An 18,604-nucleotide genomic window follows, 5' to 3' on the forward strand; every position below is an offset into this window, starting at 1 on the left:
CGCTGCGCAACCCCGTTGCCACAGCGCCCGCCAGCATTCGCAATAGGATCGGTCTTACGGCGTGCGGGGGCGCGCGATCCAGATGCCAGCGACGATGACGATGCCGCCAAGCGCCTGCAACAGCGTGACGTTTTCGCCGAACAGGAACCAGGCGAAAAGCGCGGCTGCGATCGATTCCAGGAAAATGACGAGCGAGGAGAATACGGTCGGCAACCGTCCGAGCGCGACCGAAAGCAGTCCCTGTCCGCCGGCATGGCTGATGAGGCCGAGTGCCAGGAGCATGCACCATCCCGAGATCGACTGCGGCAATATGCGCGGCTCGAAGAAGAAGGCGATCAGGAACAGGATCGCCGACGTTATGATGCTCAATTCGAAGGTAACGCGCGCGGCGTTGGTCCCGGGACGCGCCGCGCCGACCGCCAGGAAATAAAGGCCGAAGAACGCGCCGGTAATGATGGCGAGCGCATCGCCGACGGCGCGATCCGGATTGAACGCCAGGCTTTGGACAACGAGCGCCGTGCCGCCCGCAAGGCAGACGAGGAGACCGAGAAGCGTGGCGCGGCTGACACGCTGTCTCAAAAGAAGCCAGCCGAAGATGACGACCCATAGCGGTGCCATCGTCGCGAAGAAGGTGGCGTTGGCAATCGTCGTGCGCATGATCGAGAGATGCCAAAAGAACAGGTCGCCCGTAAAGGCGATGCCGGCGAGAATCGTCGGTATCGTGAAGCTGGCGCGAGGCGCATTGGGCTCGGCGACCTCCGCGTAGCGCATCCATATCCAAAGGATCGGTAGCGCTAGAAAGACACGCCAGAAGGCGCTGGCGAAAGGCCCGACATCGGCAAGGCGCACGAGGCTCGGCGAGATGCTCATCGCCAGCGCCGCGAGAACCATCGCCATTACGCCGAGAAGAAAACCCTTCGTATCGGCGCTTTCTCCGAGGCTCGGGCTGCGCATATCGTATTCGGTGTCCGGCTGTGACATTCTCGTGCCTTTGCAAGTGAGATGATGTGTGGCGCAAAGCTAGTACATAAGGAAAGAGGATTTGGCTCTATTGCGACAAGTTTCATGCAATTTTGTTTCTTCTTTGCGGTAAGGATGTATTGAAATGCGCAAACCCGCCGATCTCGATGAATTCGACCTGGCAATTCTCGAGATTCTTCAAAAGGACAGTACGGTTCCCCAACGGGAGATCGGTGAGCGGGTCAACCTGTCGGCCCCGGCCGTGCAGCGGCGTATCAAGCGCATGCAGCAAAGCGGTGTCATCCAGGCCAATATCGCCGTCGTCGATCCGGCGGCCGTGGGCTTGCCGATTACCATCGTCGTCGAGGTTCATATCGCAAACGAACGCTATGACCTTATCAACGCGATCAAGCGCAGCTTCCTCGAAGCGCCGGAAGTGCAGCAATGCTACTGTGTCACCGGCGAGGCCGATTTCGTGCTCATCATCGTCGTCCCCAGCATGTCCGCCTATGAGGAGGTGGCCCGGCGCCTGTTCTACGACAATCCGAATGTCACGAAATTCAAATCGCTCGTCACCATGGACCGGGTCAAGGTCGGTCTTTCCGTGCCGTTGTCGCTGGACTAGCTGGCTGTCTTCAAGTTCTGTTCATGCCGGTCGCGTCGGCCAGTTCGTCACGCCGCCGCTCCAGTCCTCGAAGGCCTTCGAGAGGCGAAGCACCAGCAAGTCGTCGAAGCGCGGACCGATGATCTGCATGCCGATCGGCATGCCGGAGCGGGAGAAGCCGCAATTGATCGAGGCGGCCGGCTGCTCTGACATGTTCCATGGAACGGTGAAGGCGATGTGCTCGAAAGGTCGCGCTGGGTCGTTGGTGGGTGAAGCCCATTCGGCGGGATAGGAGATGATCGGATTGGTCGGCGAAAGCACGGCATTCACCTCTGCGAAGAGCTTGGCGCAGCTCTTGCGCATCTCGTAGGTCTGGTTGAAGCCGCGAACGGCATCGACGCCGCTGATACCGGCGCCGCCCTTCGCCCAGCCATAGATATAGGGCAGGATGCTGTTGCGGCGTTCCTCGCTCAAGGCCGTCATGTCGCCCCAGAAGCGGGCGCGCCAGAAGGCGTCGAGCCCATCCAGCATCTGCCTCGTCAGCACCGGCGCGACATCGACGATGATGGCGCCGGCTTCCTCGAAGCGCTTGGCGGCAGCGGTGACCGCGTCGCGTATCTCGTTCTCGACAGGCAGGCCGCAGCCTGCATCCATCATCAGGCCGATTTTCATGCCTCGGACGTCGATGTCGAGATCCGTCCAGTCGGTATCGTTCGGCTGTAGGCTAGTGCTGTCGCGCCAGTCGGGTCGCGAGAGCGTCGCCATGGAAAAGGCAGCATCCTCGACCGTGCGGGTCATCGGTCCGGCGCATCGCCCGAGATAATAGGGATCGATCGGAATGCGGCCATTGCTCGGCTTGAAGCCGAAAATGCCGGTCCACCCTGCCGGCAGGCGTATCGAGCCGCCGATATCGGTGCCGATATGCAGCGGTCCGTAGCCGGCTGCCGCCGCCGCCGATGCGCCGGCGCTGGAGCCGCCCGGATTTTGGCTGGGGTCCCAGGGATTGCGGCTGAGCTTGTGAAAGCTGGAAAGGCCAGAGGAGAGCATGCCGTAGTCCGGGCAGGTGGTTTTCGCGAAAATCACCGCGCCGTCCTCGCGCATGCGGGCGGCGATCGGGGCGTCTTCGGCAGCGGGAATGAGCTCGACGGCCGCCGTGCCGAGCGGCACCGGCTGGCCCTTGGTGGCGATCAGCTCCTTCAATGTCACCGGAATCCCGTCCAGTGTCCCAAGCGGCGCGCCCTTCGCCCAGCGCTCCGTGGAGGCAGCTGCCTGCTTGCGGGCATCCTCAGGATCATAGGCGTAGAGAGCAGCGATTGTCGGCTCCCATGCCTCGATATGCGTCTCGAGCGCCAGCCAGTATTCGCTGGGGGACAGGCTCTTGTCGGCAAATTGGCGCCTGAGGTCTCGGATGGAAAGATCGGTAGGTTCGGTCATGATCTATACTCTTTATGTCTCAATCAGCGCGTCGCCTCGCGGGGGTCGAGGAGATCGCGCAGCCCGTCGCCGAGCAGGTTGAAGCCGAGCACGGAGAGCGCGATGGCAAGCCCCGGCAGCAGGGCGAGCCACGGCGCAACGTGGAAATAGGTCTGCGCATCGGCCAGCATCCGCCCCCAGGTCGGTGCCGGCGGCGGCACGCTGAGACCCAGGAAGGCGAGCCCGGCTTCCGTGAGGATCGCAAGGCCGAGCTGGATCGTCGCCTGGACGATGATGCTGCCCATGATGTTTGGCAGGACATGGCGGCGCGTGATGGAAAGCTGCGTATTGCCGATGGCGCGCGCCGCCAGCACATAGTCGCGGCTCCAGGCCTGCAAGGCCGCACCGAGCGCGACACGGGCAAAGACCGGCACCATGAAGACGGCAATGGCGATAACTGCCGTTGAGCGCCCGGTACCAAGAAATGCGCCGAGGATCATGGCCGAAAGGATCGGCGGCAGGGCGAAGATCACGTCGCAGGCCCGCATGACCAGCGCCTCGAACAGCCCTCGTTGGGCGGCGGCGGCGACACCGATGATCGTTCCGATCGTCCCGCCGATCGCGACCGATGATACGGAAATGGAAAGCGAATTCCAGCAGCCCGCCATCAGCATCGACAGGACGTCGCGGCCGATCTGGTCGGTGCCGAGGAGCCCGAAGCCGAAGGGCGGCTGCAGCTTGTGGAGGATTTGCATCTTCGCCGGCGGCACTGGCGTCCAGAACTGCGAGACGAGAGCGACGCAGAAGAGTGCAAGGATGATGACGGCACCGACGATGAGATTCATCCGCCGCAGCGCCTGAAAACGACGGCGAGAAGACGGCGCGGCAATTTTGGTCTCGACTGAAGTCATCGCGCACCTCCTGCTCGCAATCGCGGATCGATGACGAGATAGGAGAGATCGACCAGAAAATTCACGACGATGACGAGGCCGGCAAAGAATAGCACGACATCCTGAAGCACGATGACGTCGCGCTGGCTGAGCGCCTGATAAGCGAGGCGGCCAAGGCCGGGCAGGGTGAAGACATTTTCGATCAGCACGGCGCCGGCGACGAGAAAGGTGAACTGCAGCCCGAGAATGGTCAGCACCGGCACCAGCGCATTCGGCACCACATGTCCCCAGAGCACGCGGCTGCGCGATAGACCCTTGGCGATCGCCGTGCGGGCAAAATCCTCATGCAGCGTATCGAGCACGGCCGAGCGCGTCACTCGTGTCAGCACCGCCGCTTGGGGCAGAGCAAGGGCAGCGGCCGGCAGCACCAGCGACTTTGCGGCAGGCCAGAATCCGCTCTCCCAACCGGGAAAACCGCCGGCCGGCATCCAGCCGAGCGATGTGGCAAACACAAGCACCAGCAAGAGGCCGACCCAGAAGCCCGGAACGGCGATGCCCATCTGCGAAAATAGTGTGGCGATGATATCGAAGACGCCGCCGCGCCGTGCCGCTGCCGCAACACCGAGCGGCACGGCGACAACAACCGACAACAGGATGGCAAGCAGCGCAAGTGGCAGGGTGACGACAAGCCGCTCGGCAATCAGGCCGGCGACCGGAACACCATAGGTATAGGACGTGCCAAGATCACCCGTCAGCGCGCCGGCGAGCCATTGCCCATAGCGCACGATCAGCGGCTGATCGAGCCCCATATCATGCCGGAGCGCGGCAAGCGTTTCCGACGTCGCCGAGGTGCCGAGCGTGATCGCGGCCGGGTCGCCCGGCAGCAGCACCATAACGGCAAAGATCAGCAGCGAGACGGCAATCAGCGTCAGCACAAGTCCGAAAATCCGGCGGGTGAGCAGTACGATCATAGCAAGTCCATGGCCGATCATGCCCGGCATCGAAATGGTTGGCTTCGAAAGGGTTCGCGGCGGGCGAAGCGATCCGCCCATCCGCGCCTGCAGGCAAAGAGCTCAATCTTCCCAGGAAACATTGGTCAGCACGTTGGACGGGATCGGTTCGTTCTCCCAAAGACCCTTCAGCTTCTTGTCCCACACCCCGAGCTTCGGCATGACGAACAGGAAGAGCGACGGCACATCCTCCGCAAGAATGCTTTGCGCCTCGCCATAGAGCTTGTTCTGCTCGGCGGGATCGGCGGTGAGCTGGATCTTCTTCATCAACTCGTTGAAGGCCGGGTTCTTGTAGTTGAAGTAATAGGGATCGCGCGAATAGATATCGATATCCATCGGCTCGGCATGGGCGACGATGGTCATGTCGTAATTGCGGCCGGTGAAAACGTCCTGCACCCATTTCGCCGGGAATTCCGTCGGCTCGATATTCATCGTTACGCCGATATCGGCAAACATCGCCTGCATCACCTGAGCACTGCGCGGCGCATAGGCCATCTGCGGCGTCTTGATGGTGAAGGTGAAACCATTTGGATAGCCGGCTTCGGCAAGCAGGGCTTTGGCCTTGGCGGCGTCATAGGGCAGCGTGCCGTTCAGGTCCTTGTAGCCGGGGTCGTTCGGGGTGTAGTGGCTGCCGATCGCGGTGCCGAAGCCGGACCACGCGCCCTCGATGATCGTCTTGCGATCGAGCGCCATCATCAGCGCCTGGCGCACGCGCTTGTCGTCGAAAGGCTTGCGGGTGTTGTTCATGCCGGCCACGACCTTCAGCTCGGTGTTGCCGATCTTGGTCGTCAGCCTGGCATCGCCCTCGAAGGAACTCATGAGCTCCGGCGCGGCGAATTCCGGAAAGGCATCGAGATCACCGGCTTTCAGTGCCGCGGCCTCCGCCTGCGGATCGGAAATGAAACGGAAGGTTACCTTCTCCAGCCTCAAGTCGACCGACTTGTTCCAGTAGTCCGGGTTCTTGACGAGGTCGACATGGTCGCCCTTCGTCCAGGAGGAGAATTTGAACGGGCCAGTGCCGACGGGCGTCGTCTTGTTATTGGCAGAGGACTTCGGCCCGACCATGACGGAGCTCGGCCAGCCCAGCCAATAGAGCAGGCTGCCGGTCGGCGAAGAAAGATGCAGGACCAGCGTCTCCGCATCCGGCGTGTCGATCGAGGCGATCGTTGCAAAGAAGCGCTTCTGCGGGTTGACGGAATCGGCACCCCGGGCGCGGTCGAGCGTGAACTTAGCGGCGGCGGAATCGAAGGCCTCGCCGTCATGGAATTTCACGCCGGTCTGCAGTTTGAACGTATAGGTCAGGCCGTCAGGCGAGATTTCCCAGCTCTTGGCAAGCTGCGGCACGATCTTGCCGTTTTGGTCGATGGCAACCAGGCCTTCGAAAATGTTCTGCCAGGTGACCTGGCCGATCGCGACGGGCGCGGCGATCGTCGGGTCGAGGCCTGTCGGCTCGACGCTCATGCCGAGATTGAGAGTTGTCTTCGCGGCCTCGGCCTGTGTCAGCCCCATCAGCAGCAGGCCGGCAGAAACTGCGGCGCCATAGGCAAGCCGGCGCGCGACGTCGCCCAGGCTCGGGCGTGAAAACTTGGTCATGTCGGTTCCCTTGCTTTTTGCCCGCATGTCCGGCTTCCCTCCGGCTGCGGTCTTTTTCAGGATAGTGTCATCTCACAGGCGCACACACAATTCCGAAAATGTGTGCTCAGTGTAGCCGAAACTGCTGCACTGGTTTTGCTCTCTACAGTGTTGGGTTCAATCCTGCCTCCCCTTGGCGGAAAGTTGCTTGCGCATGAAGCGCTCGATGAAATCGAGCAGCTTGCCGGCCGCGAAGGAGAGCTGGCGATCGGGCGCGACGCAGAGATCGACCGGCGTCCGCACCCCCATGCCGCCCGCGACGGGTCGTGCGACGAGCTGACCCGCTTCGATCTCCCTTTGAACGGTCAGCGCCGGCAGCATGGTAATTGCTGCGCCCCGCAGCACCAGCTCTTTCTGCATTTCCAGCGAGCCGGTCTCAAAGACTGGATCGAGCCTCAGCCCCTCACGTTCGAACAGCGCGTCGAAGGCCTGCCTTGCGCCGAAGGAGCGATCGGGGACGGCAAGCGCGTGTGACGCAATTTCGTCTAGCGTGATCTCGCTGGCGGCAGCAAGCGGATGGGAGGAAGCGGCGATCACGTCATAGACGAGCTCGGACCGCAGGCGCACCTTTGTGCCGGAAAGCGGCGGGGCAAACAGCGTCACCGCAATATCGGCCTCGGCATTGTTGACGGCTTCGATGGCGCCGCGGGCACTGGTGATGGTCACTTCGAAGCGCAGGCGCGGATAGCGCAGGCTGAACTCAGCCAGCGCCGGCGCAAGGATACTGGCGACCGACGCGCCGTTGGCATAGATGCTGACCGTCCCGCGCTGCAGGCCTTTCAGGTCTTCGATCAGCTGATGAACATGGTCGAGCTCGCGCAGCGTCCGGCCGGCGCGTTCCGCCAGCAATTCGCCGGCTGCCGTCAATTTGATGCCGCGGGCGCTGCGCTCGACCAGCTGCGTGCCGAAATGATATTCGAGGTTCTCGATCTGGCGGCTGATGGCCGTCGGCGCCACGTTCAGGTTTTCAGCCGCCTGGCGCATCGAATTGGTGCGCACCAGCTCGTCGAAATAGATCAGCGCGCGGATCTGCATGCGTGGAACCCCCCGCTAGATGGCGGGCTTGGCGAAGCGATCCCGCCACGCCGCTTGCCCACCTTTGACCGGCAGCGCCCTCGCTTCATAGACGCCGCGGGCGATGGCGCGCGCCATGACGATAGTGGCAAGGTGGTAAAGCTCCATGAAACCAGGCATATCGTCGCGGGAACGCTTGCCGGTAGAGGCGGCAAACACGGTATCGCCGTCGAGCGGCAGATGTGTCGGTAGGAGCGCCCTGGCGAAGCCGTCATGGGCTGAGATGGAGAGGCGATGCGCCTCTGCCTTGGTCAACTGGGCGTCGGTGACGACGGCTCCGATGGTCGTGGCGGTGATGTTCGTGCCCTTCAGCCGCAAGCGCGAATCGGCCACCTGCGGCATGCCGAGGCCGCCGAATTCGCCATTTTGCTCGAAGTGAGCCGCCCAGAAATGCGGGCCGTCGCCGATGGTGGCGGAACCGAGCGCATTGACGGCGACGATCGCGGCGATCCTGTATCCCCTGCTGCTGACGGCGCTTGCCGAGCCGAGGCCGCCTTTGACCGTTGCCGTGGTGGCGCCTGTACCGGCCCCGACGCTTCCAAGTGCAAACGGTCCTTTATCTGCGGCCTTGAAGGCGGCATATCCCATATCGCGATAGGGCGAGTGCAGCCCCCAATCCTTGTTGCCGCCGTTGATAAGATCGAACAGAATCGCCTGCGGCACGATGGGCACCAGGGCGTCGCCGACCTTCAGGCCTCGACCGATTTCCCTCAAGCCTGCCTGCACGCCGCCGGCGGCATCGAGCCCGAAGGCCGAGCCGCCTGAGAGCACGAGAGCATCCACAGTGCCGACCGTCATTGCAGGGTCCAGCAATGCGGTATCCCGTCCACCTGGCGCGCCGCCAAGAACGGTGCATGAGGCAACTGCCGGCTCATCGAAGACGATGGCGGTGACGCCTGAGCCGAGCGCAAGATCGGTCGAATGACCGACAGCGACGCCTTCGACATCGGTCAGGAGATTGAGGAGGTCAGCCAATGAAAAATCCTTCGCCGTTGCAACGCGAGGTCGTCATGGCGATAGGATCGTAAAGAGGGGAAAAAGACAAGATGGGTTTGCCCAAGCGGTGCAGGACCGGAGGCTTCGGAGCTTCGGCGTTTCATAAGGAGCCGGTGGAAGCTTCCTTCGAAAGAAGCCATGCGATGGCCTCGAAAAAAGCCCCCACCCTGATTCTATCAAAGGTGAGGGCTGGGGATGGGATTGAGTAAAAGCGCAGGTGATCCGATCCATCAAACATGGATCGGTTTTGCCTGTTGGCGGGAGAGAAGGTCGCGGATCGCAAGCTTCACTTCGTCCGCATTTCTGAAATGCTGCTCGTCCAGATCATGGACATGATATTTTACAGCGATGAACTTGAGCCGATCCTGATCGGGAACGACGATGCCGACGGGAACGCCAGCGTATTCGATGACTTGCTTCTTCATAAATAGACTCCCTCTGCGCACGCACGGCGCAGACATGGCGAATTGACTGTCTTATTCCGGGAAGGAGGACGAACGTCACATTCGACAGCACGGGCGGGAGAGCGCGCCCGAACGGTCATTGCCAAGCACGGGCCGCCCAAGGAACGAAGCAATGAATTTTCTATTCAGCATGTCACTTCCTCAATTGGCGTTGTACTTGTTAGGGCCTCGGTAGCAGAGACCCGGTGAGTGCACCATTATCCACTATATTAGTAGATAATAGCAGTTGCATCTTCAGAAACATATTCCGAAAGATGTCAAAATATCGACGATCGGGAAAATAAAATTCCGAGCTGCGGGGTTGCGGGGAAGGTTGTCTTAATTGCCTTCGCATTGCCACCCGTGCCGGTAAGGCTCGCCGATCACCGGGACACAGATAGGAACTGCCGCGAGATTCGACAATGCCCAGGCGCATTAAAATTCACGCGCCGCTAAAACACCTAAATGGTTAACGGCGCGCCGGGATCGTCAAAATCCATCTTCCAGCACCTTTTCCAGGGCCTTCACGAAGAAATCGGCGCTCTCGGGTGCGAGACATAGAGGCGGTTTGATCTTCAACACGTTCAGGTGATCGCCGGTCGGCTGCATGAGGACTCCGAGATCGAGCAGGTGCTCGCAGATCGCAGCCGTCTCTTCGGTGGCCGGCGTCAGGCTTTCGCGGTCGCGCACGAATTCGACGCCGAGATAAAGTCCCGTGCCATGCACGGCGCCGATCAGCGGGAAGCGATCCATGAGAGCGATCAGCCCAGCCTTCAGCCTCTCGCCGATGACGCGGGCGTTTTCCTGCAGATTCTCGTCTTTGAGAATATCGAGAACGGTGAGGCCGACGACGCAGCTGACCGGGCTGCCGCCGGCGGAAGAGAAGAAATAGCCCTCCCTTTCCAGCGACTCCGCGATCTCGCGTCGGGTGATGACGGCGCCGAGCGGATGGCCGTTGCCCATGCCTTTGGCGATTGTGATGATATCGGGCACGACGCCCTGGGTTTCGAAGCCCCAGAAGTGTTCGCCGAGACGGCCGTAGCCCACCTGCACTTCGTCGGCTATGCAAAGGCCGCCACGCTGCCGTACTGCATCATAGACGCCGGCAAGATAGCCATGCGGCAGAGCGATGCCGCCGGCATTGCCATAGACCGGCTCGGCAATGAAGCCGGCAAGCCCCACTCCCTTTTCATCGATGGCCTGCAACTTGGCCGTGACATCGTTGAGATAGTCGATCCCCGAGTCCGGGCCGCGGAACGGGCCGCGATAGGTATTGGGAGACAGGACGGGATGCACCCAATCCGGCCGCGTCGTCAGCGCCTGCGGATTGTCGGCAATCGAGGTGGAGACGGCATCGCTGGCAACAGTCCAGCCGTGATAGGCCTCGAGCAGGCAGAGCATGTTCCTCTTGCCCGTGTGCGCCCAGGCAAGGCGGATCGCAAGATCATTGGCTTCCGAGCCGCTGTTGACGAGGAAGACACTGTCGAGCCCATCAGGCGCAAGCGCTGCCAGCCGCTCGGAGAATTCCGCGACAGCGGCATAGTGGAAGCGGGAGTTGGTATTGAGGCGAGACCATTGCTGGGCGATCGCTGCCGTCAGGCGCGGATGGGCGTGGCCAAGCGTCGTCACGTTGTTGACCATGTCGAGGTAGCAGCGTCCCTGCGTGTCGAACAGAAATTCGCGCCAGCCACGCTCGATCTGCGGCGGGAAGTCGTAATAGTGCTTCTGCGGCTTGGCGAAGCGGGCGTTGCGCAATGACAGCAGCGCGGATGGATCCGGCCGCGGCGCTTCGCAGGCCGGGTTCAAGAGAGCAGCAGGCGAGGGGGAGATGGCTGACCAGCCCTCCGCCTGATCCGCCGTCGCGAAGAGCGGCGGCACGAGGCCGGGCACGCGGCAAAGCTGGATGCGCAATCCCCCGATCGCCGACCCCTCGCTGCCGATCGTTCCGATAGTAGTACCTTGCTCGATGGCCGCTCCGTCCTCAAGGGCACTCTCGATGCCATCGAGATGCAAGCTCACTTCGTCCCCGACCAGCACGAAATGCTGGCCTTGCCGTTGCAGAAGGCCGGGAAAGGGAGCCGCAACCGTGGCCCCAGCCGGCAGGCAGATATCGCAATGCAGGGCGAAATTCTGCGGCTGTACCATGTTAAGCGGCGCGGCAAGGGAGAGGCGGAATTCGCCGTAGCGCGTTGCGGCAGTCCCCGACGCGATTGCCGTCTGGGCAAGCAGCCGCCAGTCCATATCCGGCTTCTGCCAGTTGCCGTCGGTAAAGTCGGGGCCGGTGACGGAAAGATCGATGGCGGCAATCTGCGAGTGATCGATGTCGGGCAGCAGCGGCGCCCAGCCGTCAGTCGCGATTGGCGCGACATCGAAGCCGATCGCCTTGAGGATCGCGGCTTCCATCACATCCGGCTGTGCGCCGGTCGCGACGTCGAAAATCTCGCGTTCGAAATCGAGATTGCCGCGCACATAGTCGTTGTCCGGATCGATGGCGAGCTGTTGTTCGCTGCTGGCGGCAAGGATGACGGCGCGCGCGACGATCAGCGGCCAAAGCGCCTTGGCCTCCGCTTCCGTCAGCGGATAGACCGCATGATAGGCCTTGATGGCGGGAAGGATATAGAAGGGGTTGCCGTCCGCATGGTGCAGCAGTGATGCGCAGGTGACGGCGAGATCGCCGACCAACCAGCCCTGAATGATATCACCGAAATCGATGACGCCATCGGGGACAAGCTGTCCATACGCATCCGGATGGCTGACGACGTTGTCGTCGGTGACATCGTGATGCACGGGCTGCACGCGCAATTCGCTCGCCAGCGGCTGGATGCGCTTGACGGCAGCCACCATTGCCTTGGCGATACGGTCGCGTGCCTCGTGGTCCGTGATCGCCGACAGCAGTTGCACGGCGACCGGTCCGGCGCGCCGCAGGTCCCATTGCAGGTTTCGGTGCAGGCCGGGATGGTCGAAATCGGCAAGGTCTCGGGCAAGCCGGGCCGAAAGCGCGCCTAAGCCTGCGGCTGCGGCAGGCGGCAGATGCCTGCGCCGCGTCAGCGTCTGGCCCGGAAGAAAGCCGAGCAGCCGAACGAGATAATCCTCTTCGCGAAGGGTAACGGTGAGAATATCGCGACCATTGAGAGAGGGCACGACTTCAGGCACGCGCGGCGCGTCCGGCTTGGCGTGCAGGTGACGGATCGCGGCGTTCTGCGCCTCGAGCTCGACCAGCTCGTATTCCGCCCGGCAGATCTTCAGCACATAGGCATTATCGCCGGCATCGATGCGGTAGTTGCGGTCCTGCTGACTGCCGAGCTCGGTCAGTGTCCCGCTCAGGCCGTAATGCGCCTGTAGGATTTCGGCCGCCTCGTCCGGCGTCACGTCCGGTCTCGGCAGTTGCATACGGTTCACGAGCGTGGCGTCGGCCATGGCATCCCCCGGATGGTTCATTTGCATCGACACTAAACCATTCCATATTAAAGAAAATTACCCAAAGCAGATAATGCTGTCGAGCGATGGGCAAGAAGATAGGCCACGGAATGCAGCCGGCTAGCCGTAAGGGTCTATTCGACCTCGATGGAATAGCTGCAACCGGCCAGCGTCTTACCGGGATGGGTATCGACTGTGGAGACGTTGAGCGAGATGCGCGTTTCCAACACGGTGTCCGAATTTGCCTGCTGATCCTTGTGTGACAGGACGACCTTCTCGCCAAGAAACTTGTTCGGCTGATCGACCGAGGCTGTCACGCCAAGCTGTTTGGCCAGCGAATGAGGATCTGCCTCATCGAGCACGGCGAGGGGGCCTGTGGAGGTAAAGACGATCCTGTTTGTCCGCCGTCCGAAGACGCTCAGGGGCATCGAAAGCCGGAACTCGCGCAGAAAGGGATTGTCCGACGGCAGCTCGCTGATGCCGAACTGCTTCATGGCTTTGGCGCTTTCTGGCCCGGTCAGCCATAGGGCGAAATTATTATAGCTCGGCACGTCGTATGTCGTGCATTCGATCAACTTGGCGAGATCGATCTTGGAAGGGTCATCTTGCGTTGTTGCTGCATGCGACGCTGGCGCGCTCAAAAGGAACGCCGCGAGCAGCAGCGTTCCATTTCGGTAGAATGACATGTCCTCTCCTTGATCTCCGGGCGATTCGATAGCGGTGATATCAAATCGCGCGCCGGAGCGAAAAGGAAAGAAAGGTGGCCAAAATCGAGCCTCGGTACCTCACCCCATGCGCTCGGAGGCATATGAGCCCGGGCTTGCCGGGAAGACGACCGTGCGGTTGCCGTTGATGAAGTTGCGGTGATGGATATGGGCATGGATGGCGCGGGCGAGAACCTGGCTCTCCACATCGCGGCCGATCGAGACGTAATCCTCGGCAGACTGCGCATGGGTGATGCGCGCCGTGTCCTGCTCGATGATCGGACCCTCGTCGAGATCGGCCGTCACATAATGCGCCGTCGCCCCGATCAGCTTCACCCCGCGCTCATAGGCCTGCTTGTAGGGATTGGCGCCCTTGAACGACGGCAGGAAGGAATGATGGATGTTGATGATGCGGCCCGACATCTTCTGGCACATGGAATCCGACAGGATCTGCATGTAGCGCGCCAGCACGATCAGTTCGGTGCCGGTCTGCTCGACCACGTCCATGATCCGCGCTTCCGCCTCCGGCTTGTTGGCCTTGGTCACCGGAATATGGTGGAAGGGGATGTCATGATTGACCACCACCTTCTGGTAATCGAAATGGTTGGAGATGACGCCGACGATGTCGATCGGCAGCGCACCGATCTTCCAGCGATAGAGCAGGTCGTTCAAGCAATGGCCGAAGCGCGACACCATCAGCAGCACCTTCATGCGCTTCTTGGCATCGTGGATCTCGACGTCCATGGCGAACTTTTCCGCGATCGGCTTGAAGCCTTCTGCCAGCGCCGTCTCACCGACGCCCTCCTCGGAGATGAAGGAGACGCGCATGAAGAACATGCCGGTGTCGAGATCGTCGAACTGGCTGGAGTCGATGATGTTGCAGCCCTGCCCGGCCAGATAGTTCGAGATCGCCGCAACGATCCCGCGCGTCGATTTGCACGCAACTGTCAATACATAGCTCGTCATGTCTCTTCTCTTCTATCCCGAGGATGTCCGCCTGCTTAGATGAAATCGGAGGTCTGGGAAATACCTCCCCCCAGCCATGTTTCGACGGATATTTAGGCAGGATGACGGGCAAAAAGCCGTTCCCGTTGCGTCTTCGAACGGCGTATCCCCGCCTCAGCCGCTGGTTGCCAGCGAAAGCTCTTGTGGCCGTTTCGCCAGACTTCCCTCGTTGAATTTCAGGAATCCCACAAGAAGCCAGACGAGCCCGGCCGTCTTCATGGAGAAGATCGCCGTCGAGCCGATCATCAGATTGAGGAAGAGGAAAAGGGAAAGCGCATGGCCGAGGCGTCGCTGATTGACTGTTTCGCCGCCCGGATAGAGCGAGGCGTAGAGCCAGAACAGGATCAGGCCGAAGATGGTGGCGCCATAGATGATGTAGACATATCCACTGTCGAAAAAGATGCCGACCTGATCGAGCTGCAGGCCGATCGTGCTCTGCAGATCCATGCCGAGGAACGCTTTCACCGTGCCATTGATGCGCCCGACGAAATTATCGCCCGTCACGCTCGGCTCGAGCGCGTGAATGACGAAGCCGACTACGATGATCCCGGGCATCGTCAGCAGGTCGAGCGTCTTCGGAAGCCAGGGATAGATGAAATAGCCGGCAACGCAGACGAGGCTGAATATCAGCATCGTGCGCGTGTCATTCGTCAGCAGGATCAGCACAACAGTCGAGAAGAATAGCAGACGGTCGAATAATCCCAGGCGATTGGAAAAGCTGATCAGATACAGCACCATCACGCCGCAGAAATTGGCAAGCGAGACCTGCTCCAGGAAGATGGAGGACGATCGGTGGTCGATCAGACCGAAGGAGAACCGGCCCTCGAAGCCGAGCGCGCCGCGAAACAGGCCGATATCGCTATAGGTCGCCGGCGGCACGCCGCGCGTATTCTGGAAATATTCGGCCGGATGGAACAGCGCGACATATTCCTTGACCGAAACGATTTCCAGGACAAGCACGGCAAGCACGATGAAGCATGAAATCTTGAATGCGAGCTTGACGGTGCGCTCGTTGGCCAGCCGCCCCATGATCGAAAAGGCGAAGATGATCATCACATTGCGGAGATGATCGATATAGGCCTGCTTGTTGATGGCGATGACGAAGATCGTCAGCACGATCGTCAGCAGCAGGTAAAGGAGCGGCGCTATGTCCTCCTCATATATGCCCTTTGTCAGCAGATAGGTGAAAGCGGCGACCTGCAGCAATATTTCGGACAAGACGACCGCGCTCGGCGTCAACGGCGTGATATTGTGATTGATGAAGGCAAGGATGCAGTTATAGCAGACCGCCAGCAGCGAAATCGTGAGAATGACGAAATTGATCGACTGCTTTTCGCCTGAACGTTGCATGAGATATCCGAGGTCGTGGCGTCTTCACTGGCCGCCACAACATATCAGCCCGATGATTCGCGACAAAGGGCCGGTTGCCCGTCAGCGGTCATTTCGCCGGCCTGACCAGCGCGCATGAGGCCGCCAGAGACGACTTTCGGCTCAGGTCCTCGGCAAGAACCTTCATCTGCGGCTTGTCGCGACCATTGCGCGGCTGGACGTTGAGTGGTTCCTCAGGCGGCCACCAGTCACCGGCAGCCCAATAGGTCCAGCCGAGCCAGACGTCGCTGTTGGCGTCCATGACGCTGAGCACCTGTTTGAGGCCATCGAGGCAATCATCATTGGCGGCGCCGCCGAATTCGCCCAGAAATCCGCGTTTGCCGTTTTTGCGCAGCCAGTCGGTGACGTCGTTCATGCCCTTCACGGCCTTGTCGGTGCCATCGCAGACCGGGTGCGTGCCCGAACTGTCGGAATCCAGATATTGGTGAAATTCGAAGGCGTAGAAATCGAGCGGGTCCCTGACGCCGAGCATGACCGTGCCGTTTGCGCCGCCACCAAGGACATCGGCCGACCAGCTGTGCGCGCCCGTCCAGTTCGTTCCGGGTACGAGAATGAGATTGCGCGCGCCGACGGTACGGATGCTGCGGATCGCGGTATTGGCGAGTTCGAGCCAATCGGGCGCCTTGAGGTCGTGCGGCTCATTCATCAGGCCGAAGGCCACGCCCTTGCGGTTGGAGAACTCCACCGCAAGCCGCGCCCAGAAATCGCCGAATGCGAGATCGGTCGCGGGAGGCTGCTTGAGCTGGATCTTGTCGTAATAAGCATAATTATGCGGGTCGAGAACGACTGCCATTCCGTGCTTCTGAATGAGATCGACGGCATCCTTCAGGCGTTTCATCTCGTTCCCGTCAAACGGCGCCCCGAGCACCGGCTGCAGCCGCTCCCAGCGAAAGGGAAGGCGGATCGTGTTCATGCCTTTTTCGGCGAAATAGCGCACGGTCCGTTCGGACGGATAGGTGTAATTGACATTGACGACCCCGCCGCGCTCCCCATACTCAGCCCCGGAGAGATTGACGCCGCGATAGCACAGTTGCGTGGCCGCGAATGCGCCTCCAGCCTCCGTCGTGAAAGCAAGCATGACGGCCGCCGCTAGCAGGCGTCGCAGAGATTTCGTCATCGATGCGGTCATGGCATGTCCCTGTCTTCCACGCGGGCTATGGCTTTTCATAGGAAGTATGGTGTTGAGCAATGATGAAAGGATGGGTTGTGTTGATGGTCGCGGCGCGATTTCCTGAAAGCGTCCTTAATGTTCCGTTAGCCAAACCTTTCTAAACTTCAGGCGTCTGCTGCGTGGAATTCGCCTACGAAGCACTGAAAGTCTGCAATGAGCTCAATGGAACGAAGCCAGCGATCGGACCGACTTGCGGGTTGGCGCGACACCGAGCCGCCTGATGTACGGCGCGATGGCGTGCGCCCGCGCAGCCCTGTCTTGCGTCCCCGGGATTTCGTTGTCGCAGGCGAGCCCGTAGCACATACCGAAGAGCCCAAGGCGCCTATCGCGGATGCCGCCGTTTCGCAAAGCCCGTCGAATCGATCCGACGGAGAGGAGCCAGTGGTTCCGCGCCCCATTGCCGAGCCGGTTGTCGCCGTGGCGATGCCGACCGTCGAGCAGGTTGTGGTTCCTCCGGTGTCTGCCGCTGCTCCGGCAGCATCGGTACCGGCGGCAAAGTTGCCGTTGCTCGATCTCCGATCGGCCATCGCTTCGATCTGGGCGAAGAAGCTTGTAGTTCTTGCCCTGGCAGGCGCCGGCGCGGTACTGGGCGGCGCTGTCATTCCCCTTATTCCGCAGAAGTTCACCGCCGAGACCAGCCTCTATTTCGACCCCCGCCCGGTCGGAGGCTCCGATTCCGCCCAGCAGGCCCCAACACCACCTGAATTGATCACGACGATGATCGAAAGCCAGACGCAGATCCTGTCTTCGGGCAAGGTGCTCGGCCGCGTCGTCGATGCATTGAAGCTCGATCAGGACCCGAAATTCAATGGCGGCGCCACCGGCGAGGCGGCAAAATATGGGGCCACGGCCGTCCTGGCGAAAGCCGTTCAGATCGCCCGCGAATCCAGCACCTATGTCGTGACGGCGAAAGTGACGACGGGCGATCCGCAGAAATCGGCTGGGATCGCCAATCAGCTCGTCACCTCCTTTCTGGAGGAAGAGAGCAAGGCGGCGTCTAACAGCTTCAAGAGCAGCAATACGGCGTTGGATAGCCGCCTCGAGGATCTGCGCCAGCAGGTGCTCTCAGCCGAAAAGGCTGTCGAGACCTACCGCGCCGACAACGATATGGTGGCCGTCGAGGGCAATCTGATTTCCGACAAGCGCCTGACCGCGCTGAACGACCTGCTTGTCACCAGCCAGCAGAAGACGATCGAGGCGAAAGCCCGCGCCGATGCAGCCGGAAAGCTCAGTTTCGAGGATGTCGTCTCCAACAATCCTTCGTCGGGGGTGACGTCGACCGCATTGAGCAGTCTGCGGCAGCAGTATGCGACGATGGCGGCCAATGTCGGCAGCCTGCAGAGCCTGCTCGGCGCCCGCCACCCGCGCCTGCTCGCCGCGAAGTCCTCGCTGGAAAGCCTCGCCGCGGAAATCCGGGCGGAGCTGCAACGGCAGATGACGTCCGCTCGTGCCGATTACGAGCAGGCGCAGAAGGCCGAGCAGGATATCGCCAAGGAACTTGCCGCGCAGAAGGCCTCGCAGGTCAATACCTCGGGCAAGCTCGTCAGCCTGAACGAGCTGCAGCGCAAGGCGACTGCGGCCCGCGATCTTTATGAATCGCTTCTGAAACGGTCCGGCCAGGCGAGCGATGCTCACGATCTGTCACAGAGCAATATCCGCGTGATCTCCGAGGCGGAAGCGCCGTTGAAGGCCGATGGGCCGAGCCGCAAGGTAATGATGGTGGCCGGGCTTATCGCCGGAGCGATCTTCGGTGCAGGTCTCGGCATGGCGTTTGCCATTCTCCTCGGTCTGTTCCGGCATCCCGTTATCCGCAGCTATTTCGGTAAGTGACCGCCGATCCATCTTTCGTGCCGCCGGCTTTTTCAGCGTTGAGGATGCAATTGCGCGCCGACTGTT

The 18,604-nt window shown here is 61.2% G+C and carries 15 protein-coding genes; 2 read left to right on the plus strand and 13 right to left on the minus strand.

Annotated features, from left to right (window positions below; translation table 11 throughout):
- Nucleotides 1–54 precede the first annotated feature (54 nt).
- Entirely contained in the window at nucleotides 55–981 is a 927-nt protein-coding gene (locus RTCIAT899_RS01405) for a DMT family transporter (RefSeq protein WP_015338430.1), read from the minus strand.
- A 124-nt stretch (nucleotides 982–1,105) separates the two neighbouring features.
- On the opposite strand from RTCIAT899_RS01405, the gene RTCIAT899_RS01410 reads away from it, so the two are divergent.
- The gene (locus RTCIAT899_RS01410; protein ID WP_015338431.1) at nucleotides 1,106–1,585 is read left to right on the plus strand and encodes an Lrp/AsnC family transcriptional regulator; all 480 of its coding nucleotides are present in this window, start codon (nucleotides 1,106–1,108) and stop codon (nucleotides 1,583–1,585) included.
- A 21-nt stretch (nucleotides 1,586–1,606) separates the two neighbouring features.
- Here the strand turns inward: RTCIAT899_RS01410 and RTCIAT899_RS01415 are convergent, their stop codons facing one another.
- The 12 genes from RTCIAT899_RS01415 to RTCIAT899_RS01470 all read right to left on the minus strand — a co-directional run bounded on the left by RTCIAT899_RS01415 (nucleotide 1,607) and on the right by RTCIAT899_RS01470 (nucleotide 16,666).
- Nucleotides 1,607–2,998: an amidase gene (locus RTCIAT899_RS01415; protein WP_015338432.1), complete on the minus strand. Its 1,392-nt coding sequence runs from the start codon at nucleotides 2,996–2,998 to the stop codon at nucleotides 1,607–1,609.
- 23 nt (nucleotides 2,999–3,021) lie between these two features.
- On the minus strand, nucleotides 3,022–3,888 hold the full coding sequence (locus RTCIAT899_RS01420; protein WP_015338433.1) for an ABC transporter permease: 867 nt from the start codon (nucleotides 3,886–3,888) through the stop codon (nucleotides 3,022–3,024).
- Nucleotides 3,885–4,838 carry an ABC transporter permease gene (locus tag RTCIAT899_RS01425; protein ID WP_041677770.1) on the minus strand — a complete coding sequence of 318 codons (954 nt, stop codon included), beginning with the start codon at nucleotides 4,836–4,838 and terminating at the stop codon, nucleotides 3,885–3,887. The genes RTCIAT899_RS01420 and RTCIAT899_RS01425 overlap by 4 nt, the downstream gene beginning before the upstream one ends.
- Before the next feature lie 102 nt (nucleotides 4,839–4,940).
- Nucleotides 4,941–6,470: an ABC transporter substrate-binding protein gene (locus RTCIAT899_RS01430; protein WP_041677771.1), complete on the minus strand. Its 1,530-nt coding sequence runs from the start codon at nucleotides 6,468–6,470 to the stop codon at nucleotides 4,941–4,943.
- 156 nt (nucleotides 6,471–6,626) lie between these two features.
- On the minus strand, nucleotides 6,627–7,544 hold the full coding sequence (locus RTCIAT899_RS01435) for a LysR family transcriptional regulator (protein WP_015338436.1): 918 nt from the start codon (nucleotides 7,542–7,544) through the stop codon (nucleotides 6,627–6,629).
- 15 nt (nucleotides 7,545–7,559) lie between these two features.
- A complete protein-coding gene (locus RTCIAT899_RS01440; RefSeq protein WP_015338437.1) occupies nucleotides 7,560–8,558 on the minus strand; it encodes a P1 family peptidase in 999 nt (332 codons plus the stop codon).
- 251 nt (nucleotides 8,559–8,809) lie between these two features.
- Nucleotides 8,810–9,004: a hypothetical protein gene (locus tag RTCIAT899_RS01445; RefSeq protein WP_015338438.1), complete on the minus strand. Its 195-nt coding sequence runs from the start codon at nucleotides 9,002–9,004 to the stop codon at nucleotides 8,810–8,812.
- A 507-nt stretch (nucleotides 9,005–9,511) separates the two neighbouring features.
- Nucleotides 9,512–12,439: an aminotransferase gene (locus tag RTCIAT899_RS01450; RefSeq protein WP_041677772.1), complete on the minus strand. Its 2,928-nt coding sequence runs from the start codon at nucleotides 12,437–12,439 to the stop codon at nucleotides 9,512–9,514.
- Between the two features lie 134 nt (nucleotides 12,440–12,573).
- The gene (locus RTCIAT899_RS01455) at nucleotides 12,574–13,125 is read right to left on the minus strand and encodes a hypothetical protein (protein ID WP_015338440.1); all 552 of its coding nucleotides are present in this window, start codon (nucleotides 13,123–13,125) and stop codon (nucleotides 12,574–12,576) included.
- 99 nt (nucleotides 13,126–13,224) lie between these two features.
- A complete protein-coding gene (gene purU / locus RTCIAT899_RS01460; RefSeq protein WP_015338441.1) occupies nucleotides 13,225–14,109 on the minus strand; it encodes a formyltetrahydrofolate deformylase in 885 nt (294 codons plus the stop codon).
- A 153-nt stretch (nucleotides 14,110–14,262) separates the two neighbouring features.
- On the minus strand, nucleotides 14,263–15,498 hold the full coding sequence (locus RTCIAT899_RS01465) for a hypothetical protein (RefSeq protein WP_015338442.1): 1,236 nt from the start codon (nucleotides 15,496–15,498) through the stop codon (nucleotides 14,263–14,265).
- An 88-nt stretch (nucleotides 15,499–15,586) separates the two neighbouring features.
- Entirely contained in the window at nucleotides 15,587–16,666 is a 1,080-nt protein-coding gene (locus RTCIAT899_RS01470; protein ID WP_015338443.1) for a glycoside hydrolase family 5 protein, read from the minus strand.
- Nucleotides 16,667–16,861: 195 nt separating this feature from the next.
- On the opposite strand from RTCIAT899_RS01470, the gene RTCIAT899_RS01475 reads away from it, so the two are divergent.
- Nucleotides 16,862–18,538 carry a GumC family protein gene (locus RTCIAT899_RS01475; RefSeq protein ID WP_041677162.1) on the plus strand — a complete coding sequence of 559 codons (1,677 nt, stop codon included), beginning with the start codon at nucleotides 16,862–16,864 and terminating at the stop codon, nucleotides 18,536–18,538.
- The last annotated feature ends 66 nt before the right edge of the window (nucleotides 18,539–18,604 follow it).

This window comes from Rhizobium tropici CIAT 899, from assembly GCF_000330885.1.
Lineage (GTDB): Bacteria > Pseudomonadota > Alphaproteobacteria > Rhizobiales > Rhizobiaceae > Rhizobium > Rhizobium tropici.

Bases quoted from the DNA above. Each gene is read 5' to 3' on its own strand.
- RTCIAT899_RS01475 (WP_041677162.1), top strand. From the start codon at position 16,862: ATGAGCTCAATGGAACGAAGCCAGCGATCGGACCGACTTGCGGGTTGG.
- RTCIAT899_RS01425 (WP_041677770.1), bottom strand. From the start codon at position 4,838: ATGATCGTACTGCTCACCCGCCGGATTTTCGGACTTGTGCTGACGCTG.
- RTCIAT899_RS01410 (WP_015338431.1), top strand. From the start codon at position 1,106: ATGCGCAAACCCGCCGATCTCGATGAATTCGACCTGGCAATTCTCGAG.
- RTCIAT899_RS01405 (WP_015338430.1), bottom strand. From the start codon at position 981: ATGTCACAGCCGGACACCGAATACGATATGCGCAGCCCGAGCCTCGGA.
- RTCIAT899_RS01455 (WP_015338440.1), bottom strand. From the start codon at position 13,125: ATGTCATTCTACCGAAATGGAACGCTGCTGCTCGCGGCGTTCCTTTTG.
- RTCIAT899_RS01415 (WP_015338432.1), bottom strand. From the start codon at position 2,998: ATGACCGAACCTACCGATCTTTCCATCCGAGACCTCAGGCGCCAATTT.
- RTCIAT899_RS01420 (WP_015338433.1), bottom strand. From the start codon at position 3,888: ATGACTTCAGTCGAGACCAAAATTGCCGCGCCGTCTTCTCGCCGTCGT.
- RTCIAT899_RS01450 (WP_041677772.1), bottom strand. From the start codon at position 12,439: ATGGCCGACGCCACGCTCGTGAACCGTATGCAACTGCCGAGACCGGAC.
- RTCIAT899_RS01465 (WP_015338442.1), bottom strand. From the start codon at position 15,498: ATGCAACGTTCAGGCGAAAAGCAGTCGATCAATTTCGTCATTCTCACG.
- RTCIAT899_RS01470 (WP_015338443.1), bottom strand. From the start codon at position 16,666: ATGACCGCATCGATGACGAAATCTCTGCGACGCCTGCTAGCGGCGGCC.
- RTCIAT899_RS01445 (WP_015338438.1), bottom strand. From the start codon at position 9,004: ATGAAGAAGCAAGTCATCGAATACGCTGGCGTTCCCGTCGGCATCGTC.
- purU (WP_015338441.1), bottom strand. From the start codon at position 14,109: ATGACGAGCTATGTATTGACAGTTGCGTGCAAATCGACGCGCGGGATC.
- RTCIAT899_RS01435 (WP_015338436.1), bottom strand. From the start codon at position 7,544: ATGCAGATCCGCGCGCTGATCTATTTCGACGAGCTGGTGCGCACCAAT.
- RTCIAT899_RS01430 (WP_041677771.1), bottom strand. From the start codon at position 6,470: ATGACCAAGTTTTCACGCCCGAGCCTGGGCGACGTCGCGCGCCGGCTT.